Genomic DNA, 18702 nt, shown 5'->3' on the forward strand with positions numbered 1-18702 from the left:
TATCAAGATGGACACCTTCCGCCTCGCATGTTTTACTGTCAGGCGACGCCCTATTTCAACGCCCTGAGTAGGTGGTTAGTCAGCAGGCTGACATCGCTGGGCGTATTCTGAAGGCCGTTCCACCGCCTTACATTGTCCGGTCCGAAATCCCATGTTCCACTTGTCCAGGCAACGATTGGCTTGAGCTTACTAATAGCCTTTTCGAGATCAAGACCAGGAAGTTCAGCGGCAGGAACTCCTTCGGTTAGGGAATCCATCACGTAGCCCAAGGATTGAATGCCCGCCCCATGTGTCAGTCGCGACTTTAGCGGCGGCAAAGTCCAGGCTTCGGGGAAGGATGCTTGTACAACGGTCCAAAAGTAGTTGAGGTGCAGTTCAATTTGCTGCACGTCCGCTGAACCATCGGACGGGTCACGATACTGGTAAAGCGCTCCTTCATAAAGACTATTCTCAATCATCTTCAAAATACTGTTGTCTTTTATGTATCCATCGGGTGTGGTTGGGGTAGAAATTCTTCCCCCAAAAGGTGTCCCTATTTCCTTCGCCGATGCGTTTAGCCGGGTCATTATGAGGGCCGGCAGTTGCTTGCGCGCATACGCAACGGGAAGATGCCCTGTTGTATCCGGCAAAAGTTCATGGATAAGCCCCTTCGGCAGAGGCTTGGTGTTGTTCACCAGGATGAACTGGGAACGTTGTTCAGCCTCACCGTGCGCTATAAATCCGACGGCAGCAACTGGAAACTGGGCAAGATCAGCATCCCGAATGGCCGCGCTACGCTGCTGACCGTCCACCAGCCAGGCCGGCTTTTCGTCGTCGGGCAGCGCCTCATCCACCGGGATGATGAGTTCGCCAACGACCGAATACGATAAATCCCCCACCGGTGCACTCGGCTCAAACTTCACACGTTCATCAAAGGCCAGGACGATGGCGTTCGGAAGAAGAGGTGAGTCTGACTCCAGATAGCGGCGAATAGCTCGTATGTGGCTCAGGACCTCTGGCCTCTGGTAGCCCTGCAGCAGGTCGTCGTCGCGGTGGACGCGGGATACGGTTGCGAAATCGTGGATGCGTTTGCCGTCCACCCCAAAACAGTAAATATGCTGCGCGCCCTGCTGGAGCCGGATTGCCGGCAGCCTCATCTCGTAGCGGTCAGCCATGGTTACTCCTTGTTGTGGATGTGAGCACATTGCTCTTGAGTTTTTTCATTTTGTTTGCCAGTACAGACATGTTGTGAAATCCTCTGCGCTTATTTCTTTCGGTCCCCCGAAAGATAGCAATTTCAATGCCAAGCGTTTTGCAAAGCGAGCACTCACACTCGTTCCATGGGGCAGCAGTGAGTGTGCGCTCGTACTCCGCTTGGTGACTTCTGTTGACCTGACAGATCGTTTCGTAGGCATCAAGTTCTGCGATGGCTCGTTCGATGGCCCCGGCGCTGCCATCGAATTCGCGCAGGACGCGGAGGCAGACTCGTTCCTGGGCAATCGCGTCCTTTTGGGAGACCCTACCGGCCAGGATGGCGCGCTTCAGTGCTGGATTTCCGTCAACCTGTGGAACGCGCAGTGCTATGAACGCGTCGTTTTCCGTATGGAAATTGTTTCTATCGTCCATAAAAGCTTGTCGGAAAGCGGACGTGCTGTCGAAGCTCGTAACCCCGAAGTCGCTGAACAAGTCCATCGATTCCACTCGCGTTACGCCGAGGAGGTGCAACTCAGTACCTGGAAGGCGAACGTTATCAATCTCCTGCAAGCAGTCGAGAATGTCCTTGGTCTTTAGCGGGACCATGCCGCCCAGGGCAATCCGCTGGTAGCCCATTTTCTGAAGCTGTTCGACACTGTCAGCAAAACTTGCAGGACTCCAGCCCTGGGCAGCACCCACTGGTTGGAGATTCAGGTTCTGCTCTGACACCCGTGTTATGAACTCCTCAGCGAGACGAAGGGTGATTCGACGGCGTTCCGCCCACGCGGGATCTACGTCATCCAGTGAGGCCAAAGGGTCGTATCCGAAAATGATGTGGTCGACACTTACTCCCGCGTCAAACCCACATCCAACGTAGAAATCCAGGGTCTCCTCGACCGTCACCGGCGGCACCAGTTCCTCCACGTAATTGAAGGCCCCGTTGTCACCCAGTGACTCAACACTCTCGGGCAGTCGGAAGAAGCGCTCAACACCTAGCCTGTACAGACGAGCCCTTTGCGCGCTCGTGTATTTCCCCGCGCCCTTCATCGCCCCATCGACGATGGATTTGCTCACAAGAATGCCACTGTAAGGCGGGGTGTCCAAGATTTCGTGCGCGTAGAGATCGTCTCTCTGCCTCACCCTCAGAGGAGAGTATTCGTCATGCTGGAAGTCATATGTCGGACTGACCAAGTCCTGGCTATCGGGAAAGTAGAACTTCACTTCATAGCCGCCCGGTTTGCCACGTACGCTCTCGCTAAATAGTTTGAGAGTGCACTGATATGCCTGGGCGTGTTTTGTAGTTCATCCCAAGGCAAGCCCAACTCTGGCCATACGCCCTTGGTCCAAAAGCAATTCGCTGCAATGATACCCAATTCTCTTTCGGCATCTTCTATTGCAGTCGGCGAATTGACATCGACATGGGCCATCACCCGTTCCATCAATCGGCCCATAGCACGAATGCCAACCCCGCCCATCAGCCGGGATTTGGTGGGCGGCAAGCCCCAGGCGTCCGAAAATGTATTGCGTACGGCCGTCCAGTAGGTGATCAATACGTCCCTGATCCCCTCCGTGTCAGTTGTTCCCGTGGCGATGTTTCGGTACGGAAACAACACCCCAGACGGCGATTCCAAAGACTCCTTCAAGGCTTCGACAAGACCGGTGTCAGTAACAATGGCCGCCTTCTTGGCCTCGTCAGTTGTGGAAGCGCGTTTGATAATTCCCGCAAACGGCGAAAGTGGGTCCCGGTTTAACATATCGACCAGGGCCGAAGGTAGTTTCCGGGTAGGCATGCGGCCCGACGGCACACGTGTTATGTCAGGCAGCAGTTCCGTGACCAGGTTCACGGGCAAAGGTTGTACCGTGTTCACTCTCAAGAACTGCTCGCGCTGTATCTCCAGGTTGTCTGCAACGAATCCGGCTATCGGCACTGGCAGTCGACGGTTCTTGGTCCGTGAAAGCGCAAGGCTCCGTTGCTGTCCGTCGACAATCCATGCAGGTCGAGGACCGTCTTCTCCCTGGCTCAGTGGAATCTCCAGGGTTCCAGCAACAACGAGACCGTCACTCGTGGTCGGTCCACGACTCGACTTGAAGCGCACCTCGGGAGGCAACGCCAGGATCAGTCCGTTCGGGAAAAGAACGTCTGCACTATCCAGATAGTCTTGAATTTGCTTTACATGCTTTTTCTTTTCAGGGCGTTGATAGCCTATGAGTTTGCCCGCTTCATCGCGTCCTATCCGCGCGACCGAGGCAATGAGATCCACTTCTTCCGCAGCCAGCGCAAAAAGATAAAGCGGTGTTTCCTCGTTTTGAAGAACCTTGAGGCACCGCCGCTCCAACCAACCCTCGGTCATTTGTCCTCTTTCTCTACAGCACTAAACAAACCACCGAAACGTCGCTGCTCGCAGGCCCACCCATTGTCCCTCAGCAGCCGAAGGGCAGCTGTCTTTCTCATCTTGGGCTCACGTACGCGCACTTCGCGAATGAAGGCTAGGACGTCGGCGTCGGCCATCGGGTTGCGTCCGTACACCTCGGGGCAACGCACCTCCTCCACCCAGGCACGCCAGCGGCCATTATTGCGCTGCCCCACGAGGATCGGCGAATCGAGCGTAGCAATCCAAGCCTTGGCCGTTCTTACGTTGAGGCTGCCCGAAGTACCGCCAAGCTTCGCTCGAAGTGCAGCGTCAGCGGGAATCCTCAACTCCCCCGGAACGTCTTTGGAGCCGCCAAAAATTACGACGTCGTCCCGTCCTTTGAAGGCTGCTAAGTCGTCAGCCATTGCAGAACTGTAGGTTTCCGAAAGAACCATGAGCGTCTGCCCCTCTGCATGTTCAGTCAGCTTTTTCTGCTCTCCCGTGATGAGCTTCCACCAGGTTCTGATGTCTGACGTGTCGCGGCCTACGGCATCGGCGTGACGTGACGTAAACGTCGCTGCGTACGCGGGCCACTCTTCGTCCACTGGCACCAGTCCCAAACCTGCCGAAGCAACCAGGACATGAGGATCGAAACCGACATCACGGAGAGTACGTTCCAGTTCAAACGCTTGCTTCCAAGCGTCACCCTGGTAGAGGCGCCGCAAACTTACGCGTCCGGACTCCTGGTGAAGCGCTGCCCGCCACTGTCTAACGCGCTCCGATTGTTGCCCCGCGGGAAGGTTCTCGACTCGTAAGCGTTCGACCGGCGTCAGAGATTTGCGGTCGGTACAAGTTACGACCACTGTTAGTTTCTCCGCCACACCACTTACCCTTGCTCCTAAACTACGAACGCCTTGGACCTACTGTATCGTGTAGTTTCATCGAAGGCATGACAAAGCGAAACTGCTTGGGGAACAACGAGAGGGAAAGCATGACAAGGAAAGCTATAGTTCTACTGAGCGGAGGACTGGACTCGACGACGGTGCTAGCCCACGCGAAGAGTATCGGCTTTGATCCCTATGCCCTCAGCTTCCGCTACGGTCAACGCCATGCTGTGGAACTAAGGGCAGCAAAGCGCGTGGCAGAGGCACAAGGTGTTGCTGACCATGTTGTCTGCGATATAGATCTGCGAGTTTTTGGTGGCTCAGCCCTCACTTCGGATGTCGAAGTTCCCAAGCACGCTTCTGTTGACCAAGTAGAAGAGAATATCCCGGTTACTTATGTCCCTGCAAGAAATACGGTGTTTCTCTCATTCGCTCTCGCATACGCCGAAGTAGTAGGGGCAACTGACATCTTCATTGGCGTGAACGCTCTGGACTATTCCGGCTACCCGGACTGCCGCCCGGAATACATCCGGGCCTTCGAGGCCATGGCTAACTTGGCCACGCGCGCTGGGGTAGAAGGTGGAGCAATAACGATTCACACCCCATTGATGGATAAGACTAAAGGCGAGATTGTCCAGATGGGACTGGCCTTGGGCGTCGACTACAGCCTGACGTCGTCTTGTTATGACCCTGACGACGCCGGCCGCTCCTGCGGGCACTGCGACTCTTGTCTTCTCCGGCTGAAGGGTTTTGCGGAAGCCGGATGCCACGATCCCATCGCTTACCAAGGCGTATAACTTGAACTACAAAGTCAAAGAGATCTTCTACACACTTCAAGGTGAGGGGACACACGCCGGCCGACCCGCCGTTTTTTGCCGCTTTAGCCTTTGCAATCTGTGGACCGGTCGCGAAGCCGACCGAGCACGGGCCATCTGCAAGTTCTGCGATACGGACTTCGTCGGAACTGACGGTGAGGGTGGAGGGAAGTTTGCCACCCCTGAGGACCTTGCTGACGCCGTGGAGGCCGCATGGCCTTCGGGCTGGACAGAAAACAGGATGGTCGTCTGCACTGGCGGCGAACCGCTGTTGCAATTGGACGACGCTGCAGTCGCCGAGCTAAAGCGACGCGGGTTCTATGTAGCAGTTGAGACCAACGGCACCCAAGTGCCCCCCATCGGCGTGGACTGGTTATGCGTCAGCCCCAAAATCGGAGCGGACCTGGTAGTCGCAGGCGGCCAGGAACTCAAGTTTGTCTATCCACAAGCAGGTGTCGATCCCAGAATCTTTGAAGAACTGGGCTTCGATACCTTTCGGGTTCAGCCCATGGATGGCCCAGACGTCGTCGAGAACACCCGGCTTGCCGTCGAATTCTGCTTGGAGCACCCCAAGTGGCAACTGAGCATGCAAACCCACAAGTACTTAGGAATCCCATGACCTTCTCCGCCGAGATATACCGCGAGTTCACTTTTGAAGCGGCTCATCGACTGCCGAACGTTCCTGAGGGACACAAGTGCAGTCGCCTGCACGGGCACTCGTATCGCGTCGAGGTTCATGTCACCGGTGCAGTAGGCGACGACACAGGCTGGGTGCAGGACTTCGGCGACATCAAAGCTGCTTTTAAACCTCTAGAAGATCAACTGGACCACAACTATCTCAATGAGGTGCAGGGTTTGGAAAACCCTACGAGTGAGATCCTTGCTAAGTGGATCTGGACCCGACTGGTGAACGTACTGCCCAATCTTTCAGCGATACAGGTGCGCGAGACGTGCACTTCGGGGTGTATCTACCGGGGAGAAACATCTGATGCTGCCTGACGTACAAGACGAAGTCGACGCTCGCGGCATTGCACTAGATGAAGTGGGCATCTCTGGGCTCAGGTATCCAACTGAGTTCACAGACGGGGCAACGCGGCAATCAGGCATTGGCTCGTTCGATGTGCTGGTGACTCTCCCCTCCGATCGCAGGGGCACGCACATGAGCCGAATGGTTCAGTTGGTGCAGGAACAGTTGGCAGTCATCGATCCCCGAGAGCTACCGCTCGTCTTAAAGCAAGTAGCCGCCAGAATGGACATTGATAGGGCGCTTGTTCGGGTGGCATTGCCAGTAGCCACCACCGTCGTCTCACCTGTGTCTGGGCTTAAGGCATTTCAGACAAGTGATCTGCATCTTTCAGCCGCCATCGACACTGGTTCATTTGAGCTGGTCACTTCCATCACTGCTCAGGTGACGAGCCTTTGCCCCTGCAGCAAGACCATTAGTGACTACGGTGCCCATAATCAACGTAGCGATGTGAAAGTATCAGTCTCCGGAACGGACAGCGATCCGTATCCGATAAACATTGCGGACCTTGTCCAACTCATTCGAGCAAGTGGTTCATGCCCGGTGTACCCCATCGTTAAGCGCCCCGATGAGCGAGCGATCACCATGACGGCGTACGACAACCCCGCATTTGTTGAAGATATGGCCCGAGACATCTCAATGGAGTTGCGACGGAAAAACGTGGGCCACACCGTAAGCATCCGGAATTTGGAGAGCATTCATAGCCACGACGCAGTCGCCTCAGTTTCGTGGGCTCCCCCGCCTGTTTCAGTTGTCTAGACCAGGCTTTCCTGTGGGAAGCGCCAGACACTGCCACTAATGCAGCGTCTGGCGCTTTTTTCATTGGGCGACGGCGGCCGCCGTCGCATAGACGTCCGCAGGCATCGGACGGTGAAGCTTCCAGGTGATCGCAATCGGCTTTGTGCCGGAGTGCTGCACGTAGTCCACCTGCCCCAGGCAGGTGTACGGCATTGTCAGCCCGGTCTCGTCATCGGCTGTGTCCCTCGTGAAGATAAGGACCCGCGAACCATGTGAAGCCCGGTCAAGATAGCGCCGTCCCGTCGGGCTGCTCGGTGAGGTCGCGTTCTGCGACTCCCAGTGGAACAGTTCCGGGCTAATGGCGTAGTCCTTGTACATCGTGGTCGCTGAATGCTTTTTGTCGTCCTTGTTCAGGGTGACAAAGAAGGCATCTGTGGAAGTTGCAGGACACCATGCAACGCCCTCGCGGTGCTGCACGTTCTTGCCCTGTTCCAGCGAGCCGTACTGCAGCGCCGCCAAAACCTCCTCCCGCCGGTAGGTGGCATGCGAGAGCAACGGGATGTGCTGCAGTCCTGCGCCGAGGCTCTTGGCTGCGTGTTTGGACGCGGCAGCGCCGAGGTTTACGATTTGCTGAATCTCGCGGCACACAAACTGATACCCGCGCAGATAGTCCAGTCCGTCGTCGTACGTCTTGAACCCGCCGCCGTCATCCCACAATGTATAAAACAGCATGCGCGCAAAAGCCTGCTCACGCATGCCAAACTCCGCGTAGCGGGGCGCGCCGGGAGCAACCAGCATGGAATAGGCAGCGGCGCGTTCCGGATCGTCCACGTGAATCAGCGCGGCCATACGGCCCAGCAGCTTCCTTTCCTCCGCGTCCGACAGCTCTTCAATCTTCCCGCGGAGTACGGTCTCCAGGGGAGAGAACCCTTCGATTAGCCCTGCCTGGCGGAGGTAGCCGGTCCACGAGTCCCTGGTGGAACGGTAGATCGTCTTCACGTCGTTCCCCGACCGCTCCAGATACGCCTCCAACTCGACCTCGGCGTACGATGCGATGTCCCGGACCAGCTGCGCCCGGTTGAACCGGAGCTGCGCCTTAATGTTGTCGAGGACCACCTTCTGCGCGACCCGGTCGAGCATGATCTGCGAGCCGGACGGCAGGTACGGGAATTCGTCCTCGACAGCCTTCTCCAGCTCCTTTCGGTCGTAGCCGGTCAGCGCCCGGTAGCGCAGGTCAAAGCGGAATTCACGGCGCTGCTGGCCGATGAAGTCCAGGACCGTCAGCACCGCTTTACCTTCGGCACGGCGCAGTCCGCGTCCCAGCTGCTGGAGGAAGACTGTGGCGCTCTGCGTGGGCCGGAGCAGCAGGATGGTGTCCACCTGCGGCAGGTCCAGGCCTTCGTTGAAAAGGTCGACGGCGAAGATGCAGGTGATCTTCCGTTGCCCCAGCTGCCTTAGTGCTTCCTCGCGGTCAGCATTGTCAGTGGTCCCGTCGACGGCGACGGAGGCAATGCCGGCGCGGTTGAAAACCTCGGCCATGTAGCGTGCGTGCTGCACCGAGACGCAGAAGCCGATGGCCCGCATCTGATCGGTGCTGGTGACCTTGTCCCGGAGTTCGCGAATCACCTTGGCGGCCCGGGCGTCGTTTCCGGTGTAGAGGGCGCTCAGCTGGGTGGTGTCGTAGTTGCCGCGCTTCCATTCCAACTGGCTGAGGTCGACGTCATCGGAGACGCCGAAGTAGTGGAACGGGACCAGAAGGTCAGCGTCCAGAGCGTCCCAGAGCCTAAGCTCACTGGCTGTCCGGCCATCGAAGAACTGCTTGGCGACGTCGACTCCGTCGCCCCGTTCCGGGGTCGCCGTGAGTCCGAGGAGCTGCTGCGGTTTCAGATGGTCCAGCAGGCGGCGGTACGTGGGCGCCATGGCATGGTGGAACTCATCGATGACGACGACGTCGAAGAAGTCAGACTCCAGCTGCTCGATGCCGAGGGAAGACAGCGACTGGACGGACGCGAAGATGTGCTTCCACTCCCGCGGCTTGTGGTCCCCCACGTAGAGCTCACCGAAGGCGCCGTCCTGCATGACGTCGCGGTAGGTGCGCATCGCCTGCTTGAGAATCTCCTGCCGATGCGCGACGAAGAGCAGTTTGAGGTCACGGCCGGCAGCCTCGCTTAACCGTTTATAGTCCAGAGCGGCGATGACTGTTTTGCCGGTGCCCGTGGCAGCGACCAGGAGATTGTGACTGAAACCCTTGAGCCGCTCCGCTTCCAGGTCCTCCAGCATCTCCTCCTGGTGAAGGAACGGCTGAACCTCAAGACCGGTGGTTGCATCCGGCGCCGCTGTTCGACGGCCGCCGTTCCGCTCCAACGCATCGTCCAGCTTTTCGCCGTCACGCTCCGGGTCGTAGCTTTGGAAGGCGCGCTGCTCCCAGTAGCTGTCGAAAGTCACCTCGAACTTATCCAGGAGGGCGGGTGTGGCGACGGAACTAAGCCGAACGTTCCATTCCAGCCCGTCCAGGAGTGCAGCCTGGCTCAGGTTTGAGCTGCCGACGTAGGCGGTATCGAAGCCCGTGTTACGGCGGAACAGCCAGGCCTTGGCGTGCAACCTTGTGGCCTGGGTTTCGTAGCTGATCTTTACCTCGGCCCCGTACCGGTTGACGAGTTCATCAATGGCACGGCGTTCGGTGGCGCCCATGTAGGTGGTGGTGATGACCCGGAGCCTTGCTCCGCGATCTTTGAGTTGCTGGAGGGCAGGTTCCAGGAGCCTGAGGCCTGTCCACCGTACGAAGGCGCAGAGGAGGTCGACGGCATCAGCCGACTCCATCTCGGCCCGCAGCTCGGCCGCGAGATTCGGATCATTCTTGCTGTTGGTGAGCAGGGCTGAGTCGCTCAGCTTTGTGGTGGGGCGGCGGAGTTGGCGGCGCTTGAGTGTGTCCGGGCGATGGAGTGACTGAAGCTGGGAAGGGATATCCGTGATCAGGTCGTCGTACCGCAGCTCGCGAAGAAGTCGATTTGCTAATTTGACACGATCAGTTGGCTTCGCTCGAGCGAGAGCCTTCCGAACAGCGTCTGCCACATGACGGGACAGGATATCCGGACTATCTTCGTCATTTATTAGCCCAAAGTGTGGTTCCAATTCAGGAACTCTAGACAGACTTGCTAGCAGCCCGTCAGTATTTAGCAACTCATACAGACCCTCGGGCAATTGGTCAGTTGCCCGTCCCCCATCCGAAAGATTCACTGCGCCAGGCTATGTCTTGAAACCTACAAACTCCAACAACCCGTCATCGGGTTACCATTTGGCATCCGACCATACCATTCAGTAGGGGAAGCCGTCGATGATCCCGACTTCCGGTTGACCCTAGTCGACCACGGGTCGAGCAGACTGAGCTTGATCTTCCGGTTTTTCGCCTAACAAGCGCCCGGTTGACTGCAGACACCATAAGCTCGAATGAACAAGCAAAGCTGTCAGCGATGGTCGAAAAGTGAGCCGTTTTGCGGGCTTGGCGTCGCAATGGCTCACTTTTCGACCGTCACCGACAAAAGCCCGACCTTCATACGTGAGCCGCCCCGCGTCTCGTTATATCAACAAGAAGGATGAGACTTCAGGCAGGCCTTACCTCGACAAGGCGTCCAATGGGCCGGTGCAGCGGCGCTGGTGCTCTTCAATACCCTCCACCTATAGGGATGCAGCGAAGGGAAGCTGCATTAGAGGTGCGACCAGATAACAGATTGGATGGGACTCAAGGCACCGGATGAACCGCTGGCAGGCGGATCAGTTCGGGATATCCCATCATGGTGTACATGATGGCTTCTGGCAGATACCCCGGATCTTTCAGCCAACTGCGGACTTTAGCCCCAAATCCACCACGATCCGCGATTTCTATAAGCACCGCTTCTGCATCCGCGTATGAGTGCGCCGCTCGCAGGCGTCCCTTCGACGCATGGTTCATGAACTCTTCGAGCGGACTTATGCCGTCAACGCGAGTATGAGCCCACTCGAGCAGTTTTGAGTTTCCGTAAATGATGTCAATGATCATTGAGTTTTGTTGTACCCGATGCCACACGTCAAGCACGGTAATTTCGGGTTCTTTCTTGCTTGCAGCAAGCGCTAAGTACATGAGGAACCGCACCATGTATACCGAGTTATGAGAGACATCGACCGGCACTAGCGTGCTCAGGACAGCAGTGGCACCTGATGCAACGAGCATGTCCGAAACCGCAACGACTCCTCCACCACGCGGTCCCGTATGGCAAGCGCTTAGGATCACCAGCGGCGGCATGTTGCCAAACTCGAGGCCCATCGCATAGTCAGTGCCGATGACTAACCCGGCAACGTTGGAATCAGGACGGTAGAACCCGTGAGCACTGATAACGAGTACGGAAGGGCGCAGCTCTTCAATTTTCGCTCGGAGCGAACTAACCGAAAGCGTTTCGTGCACTTCCACGGTCATCGAATTGCCCGTAACGTACTCTTCTGTTGCCGACTTCCACGCGCTGCGGGAGGCCTGCCCTACAGGATCATCCGATGGGATGCATTCCGCGATAAGAACCCTCAAGTGCCCACCGAGTTCTACACCTGGAACTGGTGTCAGCTCTATCTGGAGGGCACGAGTCAGTGGATTCACAGACCTATACGCCAAAGGAACTCTCGCAGCCAGTGGAGCCGTGTCACCCGGTACCGTCAGCAGCCCAATGGGGAAATTTGTAAATGCATGGATAGAAGCGGCGTGTTGAACTACCTTGACAAAGGAATCCGTCCACAGATCTCGTGCAGCGGTGTTCAGCCTCTTCAGGAGGTTCTTCACCTTTGCCGGCTTAGCACCGTCAACCCAATGCTTTTCAAGCGCGGCCAGAGCATGAAATGCCTCGTCCGGGACCTGAGAAGATCGCAGCACACCCATGGCCTCCGATTCTGTTACATCGTGGGCGACCATAGTTTCCACGGCCGTTCGGTGGGAGGCGGTCCAGTAGTTAGCCTGTGTCGCGGACGCGCCGAGTGCGGTTCCGCCGGCTTTCTTTCGATAGCGCGGTGCAACGCCTGGTAACGACAAGACCAACTTCATACGAAGTGTGGGGGCAATGGCGCGGGCCGCCACATCAAGATTTGCGCGCACGAAGTTATCATCTTGACCTTGATCGCTGAAGCGAACCAGTGCGTTAAGGCGGGCCTTGAGCATGATCAGCTGCAGAGCGCCGATGCTCTCATCGACGTCTTGCACCGGTTCGTACATGCTATCGCCCATGAGCCGTGCCAAACGCTTCTGCGAGAGATCAGATCCTCCGCGGGTATCCCCTTCCAGCCATCTGGGGGCTTTCGGATCTAACTTCACCCCGGCGGGCCACTCTTCCGCCCAGATTGCAGTTAGCGCCCCCCAATGATCGTCAAGCGACTTCTGCGACAGGTTATCCATCGATATGGGAGGCAAAGTAAAGCCCAGGTTTCTCGACACCTCGCCCGCAGTCGTGAGTGCGTGGGACGGGCAGATTATGAGCGCACGCTCATACATACTCGTGAGGTGAGGAAAGTGTCCATGCCTAAGGAAATCGACAGGCACAAAGTAAACGACGCTCTTTCTGGAATCGCTCAACATGTCCTGAATCCCCACGTACGGGAGGTCAAGCGTCTCGAACCTTGTTTTTGGAAGGTGTAGTGCATACCGAACACCTACCAAGCTTGGTTCCAAGCGCTCGTCGAATGATCCATCGAACGGCGTCGACTCCTCGGCGTCAAGCCAAAGAACTGGGTCTTCGCGATGATCCATGGCGCCTGGCAAGTCACAGGCAACCACGTACATCGGTCTACGGACGCTGATAGAAGTCACGCGCCGATTCTGCCCTACAAGTCCTTGTGTCCTAGTGAAGTCGCACCGTGTCGCAAGGGGAACAGCGCTACGGCTACCGTCAATTCCGAACGAACGGAGCTAGCAAAGAACTGGTCACCGGAAGAATCTCAACAAAGCTCATGGGCCTGAGCACGGTGCAATACCGTGCGCAGGCCCTCGCAGCTTAAGCACCTAGTTAAACAGTCCAACTTCCGGGGACCAGCGCATCTGCGAACTCGCCCTTTCGTTGCCGCAGCCGCGAAGTGGTCAGGCGCGTGCGCTTCACTCGACCAGGACGGGCTGCTTTGTTCCCTCCGCCGACAGTACAACGGCCGGAACCTTCCGGTTCCGTTGGTTTAGCCAGTTCGTCACCGCAAGAACCGCCACAAGCCCGCAAGTGCTCAGCAACTGCGGACGCGAATCCTCACCGATGAAGCCCACCGTGAAGATCGCCGCGAGGATGAGCAGGCCAAGGCCAGTGAGCCACGGGAACCCGGGCATCCGCAGGGGAAGCTCGGTTCCGTCACGGTCGGCGCGGAGCCGCAGTGCAAGCTGGGCCAGGAGCGCGGACGTCCACACCAGCAGACAGGTGGAGCCCACGATGTTAAGCAAGACGCCGAGCACCATCTCGGGGAAGGCCATCTCCAGCACCACCGTGACCACGCCGAAGGCGACGCTGGCCAGGACGGCGACCACCGGGACCCGGGCCTTGGACACGGAGGCCAGTACACGCGGCGCCTCGCCGCGCTCGGCCAGGGAGTACGCCATCCGGGAGGCACCGTAGAGGTTGGCGTTGAGCGCGGACAGCAAGGCTGCGACGGCCACCAGCGTGATGACGGTCGCCGCGCCGGGCATCCCGGCAGCCTCCAGCACAGCAGCGAACGGGCTCTTCAGCCCCTCCGAACCCACGGGAACCACGGCAGCGATCACAAAGATGGCACCGATGTAGAACACCAGGATGCGCCACAGCACAGTCCGGACAGCTTTCTTCACACTGCGGGCGGGCTCAGCTGTCTCGGCTGCAGCCACGGACACGATCTCGGTGCCGCCGAACGCAAACGCCACCACGAACAGCGCCGTCGCAATCCCTCCAAACCCGCTAGGTGCGAACCCTTCGCCCATGAAGTTGGCCAGGCCCGGCGACTGCACGCCCGGCACCAAGCCGAACAGCAGCGCGAAGCCCACCAGCAGGAACCCGACGATCGCAACGACCTTCAGCAGCGCAAACCAGAACTCGAACTCGCCAAAGTTCTTCACGCTGGTCAGGTTCACGGCGGTGAGCACCACAATGAACACAAAGGCCATCAGCCACACCGGCAGCGCCGGGAAGATGGTGGCCAGCAGGCCTGCGGCACCGAGCGCCTCGGCCGCGATGACCACCACCAACTGCAGCCACCACAGCCAGCCCACCGTGGCACCGGCCACCGGCCCGTACGCCTTGGCCGTGTAGACCGAGAAGGCGCCGCTGTCCGGATTGGCCGCGGCCATCTCGCCGAGCGCCCACATCACCAGGATGATCAGCGTTCCGGCCACGAGGTAGGAGATCAGCACCGCCGGGCCGGCAGCCTGGATGCCGGCGCCGGAGCCGATGAAGAGGCCCGCGCCGATCGCGCTGCCCAGGCCCATCATGGTCAGCTGGCGAGGTTTGAGCGCGGCGCCGAGGGCGCGGGCAGACGTCTTTGTCTGTTGTTCCATGGGGATTCCTCTTAGGTGTAGGTGGAACGGGGTTGGGGATTTAGGGTCAGTCGGTTGTCAGGCCGCGTGGGCTTCGAGGATCCGGAGCACGCGGTTGTTGGAGGCGGGGTCGGCCACCGTGATCCGCACGCCGTCGCCCTGGTACGCCCGGACCATGATGCTGGCGGCGTCGAACGCGTCCACCAGCCGTGCCCGGAGCGTGTCATCGGCGCGGATCCACAGGAAGTTGCCCTGGCTCGGCTGCAGGTTCCAACCCTGGGCTTCCAGTTGCGCGGCCATCCGGACACGCTCCTGCCTGACGGCGGCCACCCGTGCTTCCATCTCCTCCCCCGCGTCCAGCGACGCGACGGCCGCCTTCTGGGCCAGCGCACTCACGGCGAAGGGAAGGGCGGTGCGGCGCAGCCCTTCGGCGATGGCCGGCGCCGCCACGGCGTAGCCCACGCGCAGGCCGGCGAGCCCGTACGCCTTGGAGAAGGTGCGCAGGATGCAGACGTTCGGGTATTCGCGGTAGAGCGCCAGGGAGTGGGGGCCGCTGCCGGCGTCGGCGTATTCCACGTAGGCCTCGTCGATCACCACGAGGATGTCAGACGGGACGGATTGCAGGAACGCCTCGATGCGGCCATGGCTGATCGGCACGCCGGTGGGATTGTTGGGGGTGCACAGCAGGATGACTTTGGTGCGGCCGGTGACGGCAGCGGCCATGGCGTCGAGGTCGTGGCCCTCAGCCTCGTCCAGCGGGATGCGGACCGGCCGGGCGCCCGCCAGCTCGACCAGGATGGGGTACGCCTCGAAGGAGCGCCACGCGAAAATCACCTCATCCCCGGCGTCGCACAATCCCGTGATGATCTGCTGGAGGACACCCACGCTGCCGGGCCCCACCGCGATCTCCCCGCCGCTGACGCCCAGGTGCCTGGCAAGGCGTTCACGGAGTTCGACGGCGGTGCTGTCCGGGTAGCGGTTCATGGTGCCGGCCGCTTCAGCCACCGCAGCCGAGGCGGCGGGCAGCGGCTCGTAGTGGCTTTCGTTGCTGGCCAAAGCTGCGATGTCCGCACCGGCGCCCCGCCGACCCGGGACGTAGGACGGCAGTCCGGTTACAGCGCCGCGAAGGGTGGGCAGTGCGGTGTCCGGTCTTGTCAGGAGTTGATCAGGGGTCATGAAGACCGATCATGATTGTGACCCCGCCCACACTGCAAGATACGCTCTAGCCATTGGGACTTCTGCTCAACTTCTAGTAACTCTGGTGAAAATATGACCATCACGAACTCTCGCACCCTCGATCCCCTCGACGGCAGGATCATCCTGGCCCTCGACAAGGACCCCGAAGCCAGCGCCCTGGCACTCTCCCGGACACTCGGCGTCGCACGCAACACCGTCCACGCCCGGCTGGCGCGGCTGGAGCGCAGTGGCGCGCTCCGCTCCTTCAGCCGCAGGCTGGACCCCGCCGCACTCGGCTACGACCTGATGGCCTTCCTTTCGCTCTCCATCAGTCAGACCCGTACAGGATCGGTGGAAAACGGGCTCGCCGCGATCCCGGAGGTCATTGAGGTCCACGCCACCACCGGGGACGCGGACCTCATGGCCAAGGTGGTGGCCAGGGGCACGGCCGATCTTTACCGCATCACGAACCAGATCCTGGAGATCGACGGGATCCAGCGGACCAGCACCGCCATTTCCATCCTCGAACTCATGCCGCCCCGCTACGACGGTCTCATCAGCCGCCTGTCCGAGCAGGAAGCCCGCGCTTCCGACTAAAGGCGAGTGACGCAGGCCACATGTGAGCACATTGTCACTTCCTGCAGCTTCTTCTGCCAAAAATCCCAGCTGGCTTCGAAGGTGTTGCCTATCCGAAGGCTGTCCCACACGATTCCTGCATGACTACTCTCACCGTCTCCGGCCGCGTGGCACAGGTTCTCAGCAGCCATCTCACCGACGTCTTCGGCGTCATGGGCAACGGCAACGCCTACTTCCTGGACGCCGCAGAGAAACAGGGCGTGCGCTTCTCCCCGGTCCGGCACGAGGGCGCCGCCATCGCCGCAGCCGACGCCTACTACCGGGCCTCGGGACGGCTCGCCGCAGGCACCACCACCTACGGCCCCGGCTACACCAACGCCCTCACCGCCCTGGCCGAAGCCGTCCAGGCGCAGATCCCGGTGGTGCTGGTCACCGGGGATGCCCCCAGCAGCGGCGCCAGGCCCTGGGACGTGGACCAGGCGGCCATCGCCGCCGGCCTCGGCGCGGCCACCTTCACCGTCACCCGCGACGCCGCCGGCGCCATCACCCGGCAGGCGGTGGAATACGCACTCACCCGGCGCACCGCCGTCGTACTTGCCATCCCCTACGACCTCGCGGCACTCGAGGCCGGGGACGAGGACCTTCCGGCGCCGCCCGCACCCCAGGGAACGCACGACGGCGGCACGGACCTTGGGCAGGTTGCCCGCCTGCTCGCCGGTGCCAAGCGGCCGCTGATCCTCGCCGGACGCGGTGCACACCTCGCCGGAGCCGGCCCCGAGCTCCGGGAACTCGCCGACCGCCTCGGTGCCCTGACTGCCGGAACTGCCCTGGCACTCAACCTCCTCGAGGGCGAGGGGTACCTCGGCGTCGCCGGCGGCTTCGGCACGGACACAGCGGCCGGGCTCATGGGCGAGGCCGACGTGGTCCTGGTGGCCGGGGCGAGCCTGAGCCCGTTCACTATGCGGTTCGGGCACCTGCTGGGCCCGGACAGCACCGTCATCCAGATCGACACCGCCCTGCAGCCGACCAACCCGCGGGTGGACCTGTTCGTCAGCGCGGACGTGAAGTCCGCCGCTGCTCGCCTGCTTCAGCTGCTGGACGGCGAAGGTGCCGCAGGCGCGTGGCGGGCGGAAGCCCGCAAGCGCCTGGCAGAAGGACCGGCCCACCACACAGGCTCCGACGAGACGCCGGACGGCCGGCTGGACCCGCGCGCCCTGGCCATGGCGCTGGATGCCGTGCTGCCGGAGCGCCGCACGGTGGTCCAGGACGGCGGGCACTTCATCGGCTGGGCACCCATGTACTGGAACATCCCGCGGCCGCAGGACCTGGTGATGGTGGGGACCGCCTTCCAGTCCATCGGGCTGGGACTCGCGAGCGCCGTCGGGGCAGCCCGCGCGCTGGAGGACGGCCGCACCCTGGTGCTGGCCGCGGGCGACGGCGGTTTCCTGATGGGCCTCGCGGACCTCGAATCGCTGGTTGGTGCGGCTCGCAGTGCGATTGTGGTGATCTACAACGATGCCGCCTACGGGGCCGAAATCCACCAGTACGGCTCCCAGGGCCTGACGGAAAAGCCAATGCTGATTCCCGAGGTGGACTTCAGCGGCGTTGCCCGGGCGTTGGGCGCCGAGTCCGCGGTCATCCGCTCGCTGTCCGACCTTGCCGCGCTCAAGGACTGGATCGACGCCGGCGCCAAGGGCACCTTTGTGGCCGACTGCCGGATCACGGCAAGCGTCCGGGCCCCGTGGCTAAGCGAGTGGATGGCTGCCTCGAAGGCGGCGAAGGCGGCCGTGGCGGGGTAACCACTCACGGGCACCCTGTGCCGGCGAATAGCGAAAGACCCGAACCACATGGCCCGGGTCTTTCTACCCGACGGATTAGGCGCCGCTTTTCTCTCGTGCGAGCCCAAGGCCCAAGAGAATAATGACTGGAGCTGCAAGAAGAACCACGAAGAAAAGCACAGCGCCGCCGATAAACGGCACCGCCAGAAGTGCCGCCAGCAGCGCGAATCCCGCGAAGCTGATGGACGTGATCGGCGCACCGCGGGTCCGTCCGCGCTGACTGGCCAAAAGCACGATTCCGGTCGTGACATTGCCCAGTGCAGCCACCAGCAAGAGGAGGCCAGCGATCGCGTTGGAGCCGAACCCCGCCATAGACCCAAGCAGCAGCACGGCGCCGAGCACGATGCCGACGATGCCGGCGGCGACCCTAAAGCCCGAAGATTTGAGCTCTGGTACGGCCGGGTACCACTGCGGCGCATACTGCGGTGGCACTTGGCCGTACTGGGGATGCGTGTATTGAAGTTGCTGGCCATTAGGAGCCGGGTGCGGCTGGTTGTAATGCTGCGGCGTTCCGTATGCCGGCTCATTGCCCTGAACGGGGCCGGAGGGCGCATGCGATGGGTAGCTAGGCCCTGGCCTAGGTTCTGGTGGAATTGGTTGGATGTTCTCGGTCATTGGTCCCCCATTGCAGC

General features: G+C 60.4%; 15 protein-coding genes. 6 read left to right on the forward strand and 9 right to left on the reverse strand.

What is annotated here, in order from left to right:
- Positions 1-50: 50 nt before the first annotated feature.
- From dbpB (AC5RUU_RS15090) to AC5RUU_RS15105, 4 genes are read right to left on the reverse strand one after another with little or no spacing between them, the layout of a single operon-like run.
- A complete protein-coding gene (gene dbpB, locus AC5RUU_RS15090; RefSeq protein WP_493976008.1) occupies positions 51-1154 on the reverse strand; it encodes a DGQHR domain-containing protein DpdB in 1104 nt (367 codons plus the stop codon).
- Entirely contained in the window at positions 1147-2394 is a 1248-nt protein-coding gene (gene dpdA, locus AC5RUU_RS15095) for a tRNA-guanine transglycosylase DpdA (RefSeq protein ID WP_493976009.1), read from the reverse strand. The genes dbpB (AC5RUU_RS15090) and dpdA overlap by 8 nt, the downstream gene beginning before the upstream one ends.
- Positions 2391-3524, reverse strand: coding sequence for a DGQHR domain-containing protein DpdB (gene dbpB / locus AC5RUU_RS15100; protein WP_493976010.1), 1134 nt, complete (start codon positions 3522-3524; stop codon positions 2391-2393). The genes dpdA and dbpB (AC5RUU_RS15100) overlap by 4 nt, the downstream gene beginning before the upstream one ends.
- A complete protein-coding gene (locus tag AC5RUU_RS15105; protein WP_493976011.1) occupies positions 3521-4405 on the reverse strand; it encodes a hypothetical protein in 885 nt (294 codons plus the stop codon). The genes dbpB (AC5RUU_RS15100) and AC5RUU_RS15105 overlap by 4 nt, the downstream gene beginning before the upstream one ends.
- Before the next feature lie 86 nt (positions 4406-4491).
- Between AC5RUU_RS15105 and queC the strand changes: the two genes are divergently transcribed.
- From queC to folE2, 4 genes are read left to right on the forward strand one after another with little or no spacing between them, the layout of a single operon-like run.
- Positions 4492-5205, forward strand: a complete 714-nt coding sequence (gene queC / locus AC5RUU_RS15110; RefSeq protein WP_493976012.1) for a 7-cyano-7-deazaguanine synthase QueC — start codon at positions 4492-4494, stop codon at positions 5203-5205.
- 1 nt (position 5206) lies between these two features.
- Positions 5207-5842, forward strand: coding sequence for a 7-carboxy-7-deazaguanine synthase (gene queE / locus AC5RUU_RS15115; RefSeq protein ID WP_493976013.1), 636 nt, complete (start codon positions 5207-5209; stop codon positions 5840-5842).
- Entirely contained in the window at positions 5839-6222 is a 384-nt protein-coding gene (gene queD, locus AC5RUU_RS15120; RefSeq protein WP_493976014.1) for a 6-carboxytetrahydropterin synthase QueD, read from the forward strand. The genes queE and queD overlap by 4 nt, the downstream gene beginning before the upstream one ends.
- A complete protein-coding gene (gene folE2, locus AC5RUU_RS15125; protein ID WP_493976015.1) occupies positions 6212-7006 on the forward strand; it encodes a GTP cyclohydrolase FolE2 in 795 nt (264 codons plus the stop codon). The genes queD and folE2 overlap by 11 nt, the downstream gene beginning before the upstream one ends.
- Before the next feature lie 60 nt (positions 7007-7066).
- On the opposite strand, the gene AC5RUU_RS15130 is transcribed toward folE2, so the two are convergent.
- The 4 genes from AC5RUU_RS15130 to hisC form a co-directional block, all read right to left on the reverse strand.
- Positions 7067-10186 carry a DEAD/DEAH box helicase gene (locus AC5RUU_RS15130; RefSeq protein WP_493976106.1) on the reverse strand — a complete coding sequence of 1040 codons (3120 nt, stop codon included), beginning with the start codon at positions 10184-10186 and terminating at the stop codon, positions 7067-7069.
- Positions 10187-10724: 538 nt separating this feature from the next.
- Positions 10725-12806: a CHAT domain-containing protein gene (locus AC5RUU_RS15135; protein ID WP_493976016.1), complete on the reverse strand. Its 2082-nt coding sequence runs from the start codon at positions 12804-12806 to the stop codon at positions 10725-10727.
- Between the two features lie 282 nt (positions 12807-13088).
- Positions 13089-14501, reverse strand: a complete 1413-nt coding sequence (locus AC5RUU_RS15140) for an amino acid permease (protein ID WP_493976017.1) — start codon at positions 14499-14501, stop codon at positions 13089-13091.
- Between the two features lie 57 nt (positions 14502-14558).
- Entirely contained in the window at positions 14559-15656 is a 1098-nt protein-coding gene (gene hisC, locus AC5RUU_RS15145) for a histidinol-phosphate transaminase (RefSeq protein WP_493976018.1), read from the reverse strand.
- A 93-nt stretch (positions 15657-15749) separates the two neighbouring features.
- Between hisC and AC5RUU_RS15150 the strand changes: the two genes are divergently transcribed.
- Together AC5RUU_RS15150 and AC5RUU_RS15155 are read left to right on the forward strand one after the other, a co-directional pair.
- Positions 15750-16253 (forward strand): Lrp/AsnC family transcriptional regulator, encoded by a 504-nt coding sequence (locus tag AC5RUU_RS15150; protein ID WP_493976019.1) that lies wholly within the window; start codon positions 15750-15752, stop codon positions 16251-16253.
- A gap of 119 nt (positions 16254-16372) precedes the next feature.
- Complete coding sequence (locus AC5RUU_RS15155; protein ID WP_493976020.1) at positions 16373-18031, forward strand: thiamine pyrophosphate-binding protein; 1659 nt, start codon at positions 16373-16375, stop codon at positions 18029-18031.
- 75 nt (positions 18032-18106) lie between these two features.
- On the opposite strand, the gene AC5RUU_RS15160 is transcribed toward AC5RUU_RS15155, so the two are convergent.
- A complete protein-coding gene (locus tag AC5RUU_RS15160; protein WP_493976021.1) occupies positions 18107-18685 on the reverse strand; it encodes a hypothetical protein in 579 nt (192 codons plus the stop codon).
- Positions 18686-18702: the final 17 nt, after the last annotated feature.

It is taken from the genome of Arthrobacter sp. K4-10C (assembly GCF_059090085.1).

Bases quoted from the DNA above. Each gene is read 5' to 3' on its own strand.
- dbpB (WP_493976008.1), bottom strand. From the start codon at position 1,154: ATGGCTGACCGCTACGAGATGAGGCTGCCGGCAATCCGGCTCCAGCAG.
- dbpB (WP_493976010.1), bottom strand. From the start codon at position 3,524: ATGACCGAGGGTTGGTTGGAGCGGCGGTGCCTCAAGGTTCTTCAAAAC.
- queD (WP_493976014.1), top strand. From the start codon at position 5,839: ATGACCTTCTCCGCCGAGATATACCGCGAGTTCACTTTTGAAGCGGCT.
- folE2 (WP_493976015.1), top strand. From the start codon at position 6,212: ATGCTGCCTGACGTACAAGACGAAGTCGACGCTCGCGGCATTGCACTA.
- AC5RUU_RS15140 (WP_493976017.1), bottom strand. From the start codon at position 14,501: ATGGAACAACAGACAAAGACGTCTGCCCGCGCCCTCGGCGCCGCGCTC.
- hisC (WP_493976018.1), bottom strand. From the start codon at position 15,656: ATGACCCCTGATCAACTCCTGACAAGACCGGACACCGCACTGCCCACC.
- AC5RUU_RS15150 (WP_493976019.1), top strand. From the start codon at position 15,750: ATGACCATCACGAACTCTCGCACCCTCGATCCCCTCGACGGCAGGATC.
- AC5RUU_RS15155 (WP_493976020.1), top strand. From the start codon at position 16,373: ATGACTACTCTCACCGTCTCCGGCCGCGTGGCACAGGTTCTCAGCAGC.
- AC5RUU_RS15160 (WP_493976021.1), bottom strand. From the start codon at position 18,685: ATGACCGAGAACATCCAACCAATTCCACCAGAACCTAGGCCAGGGCCT.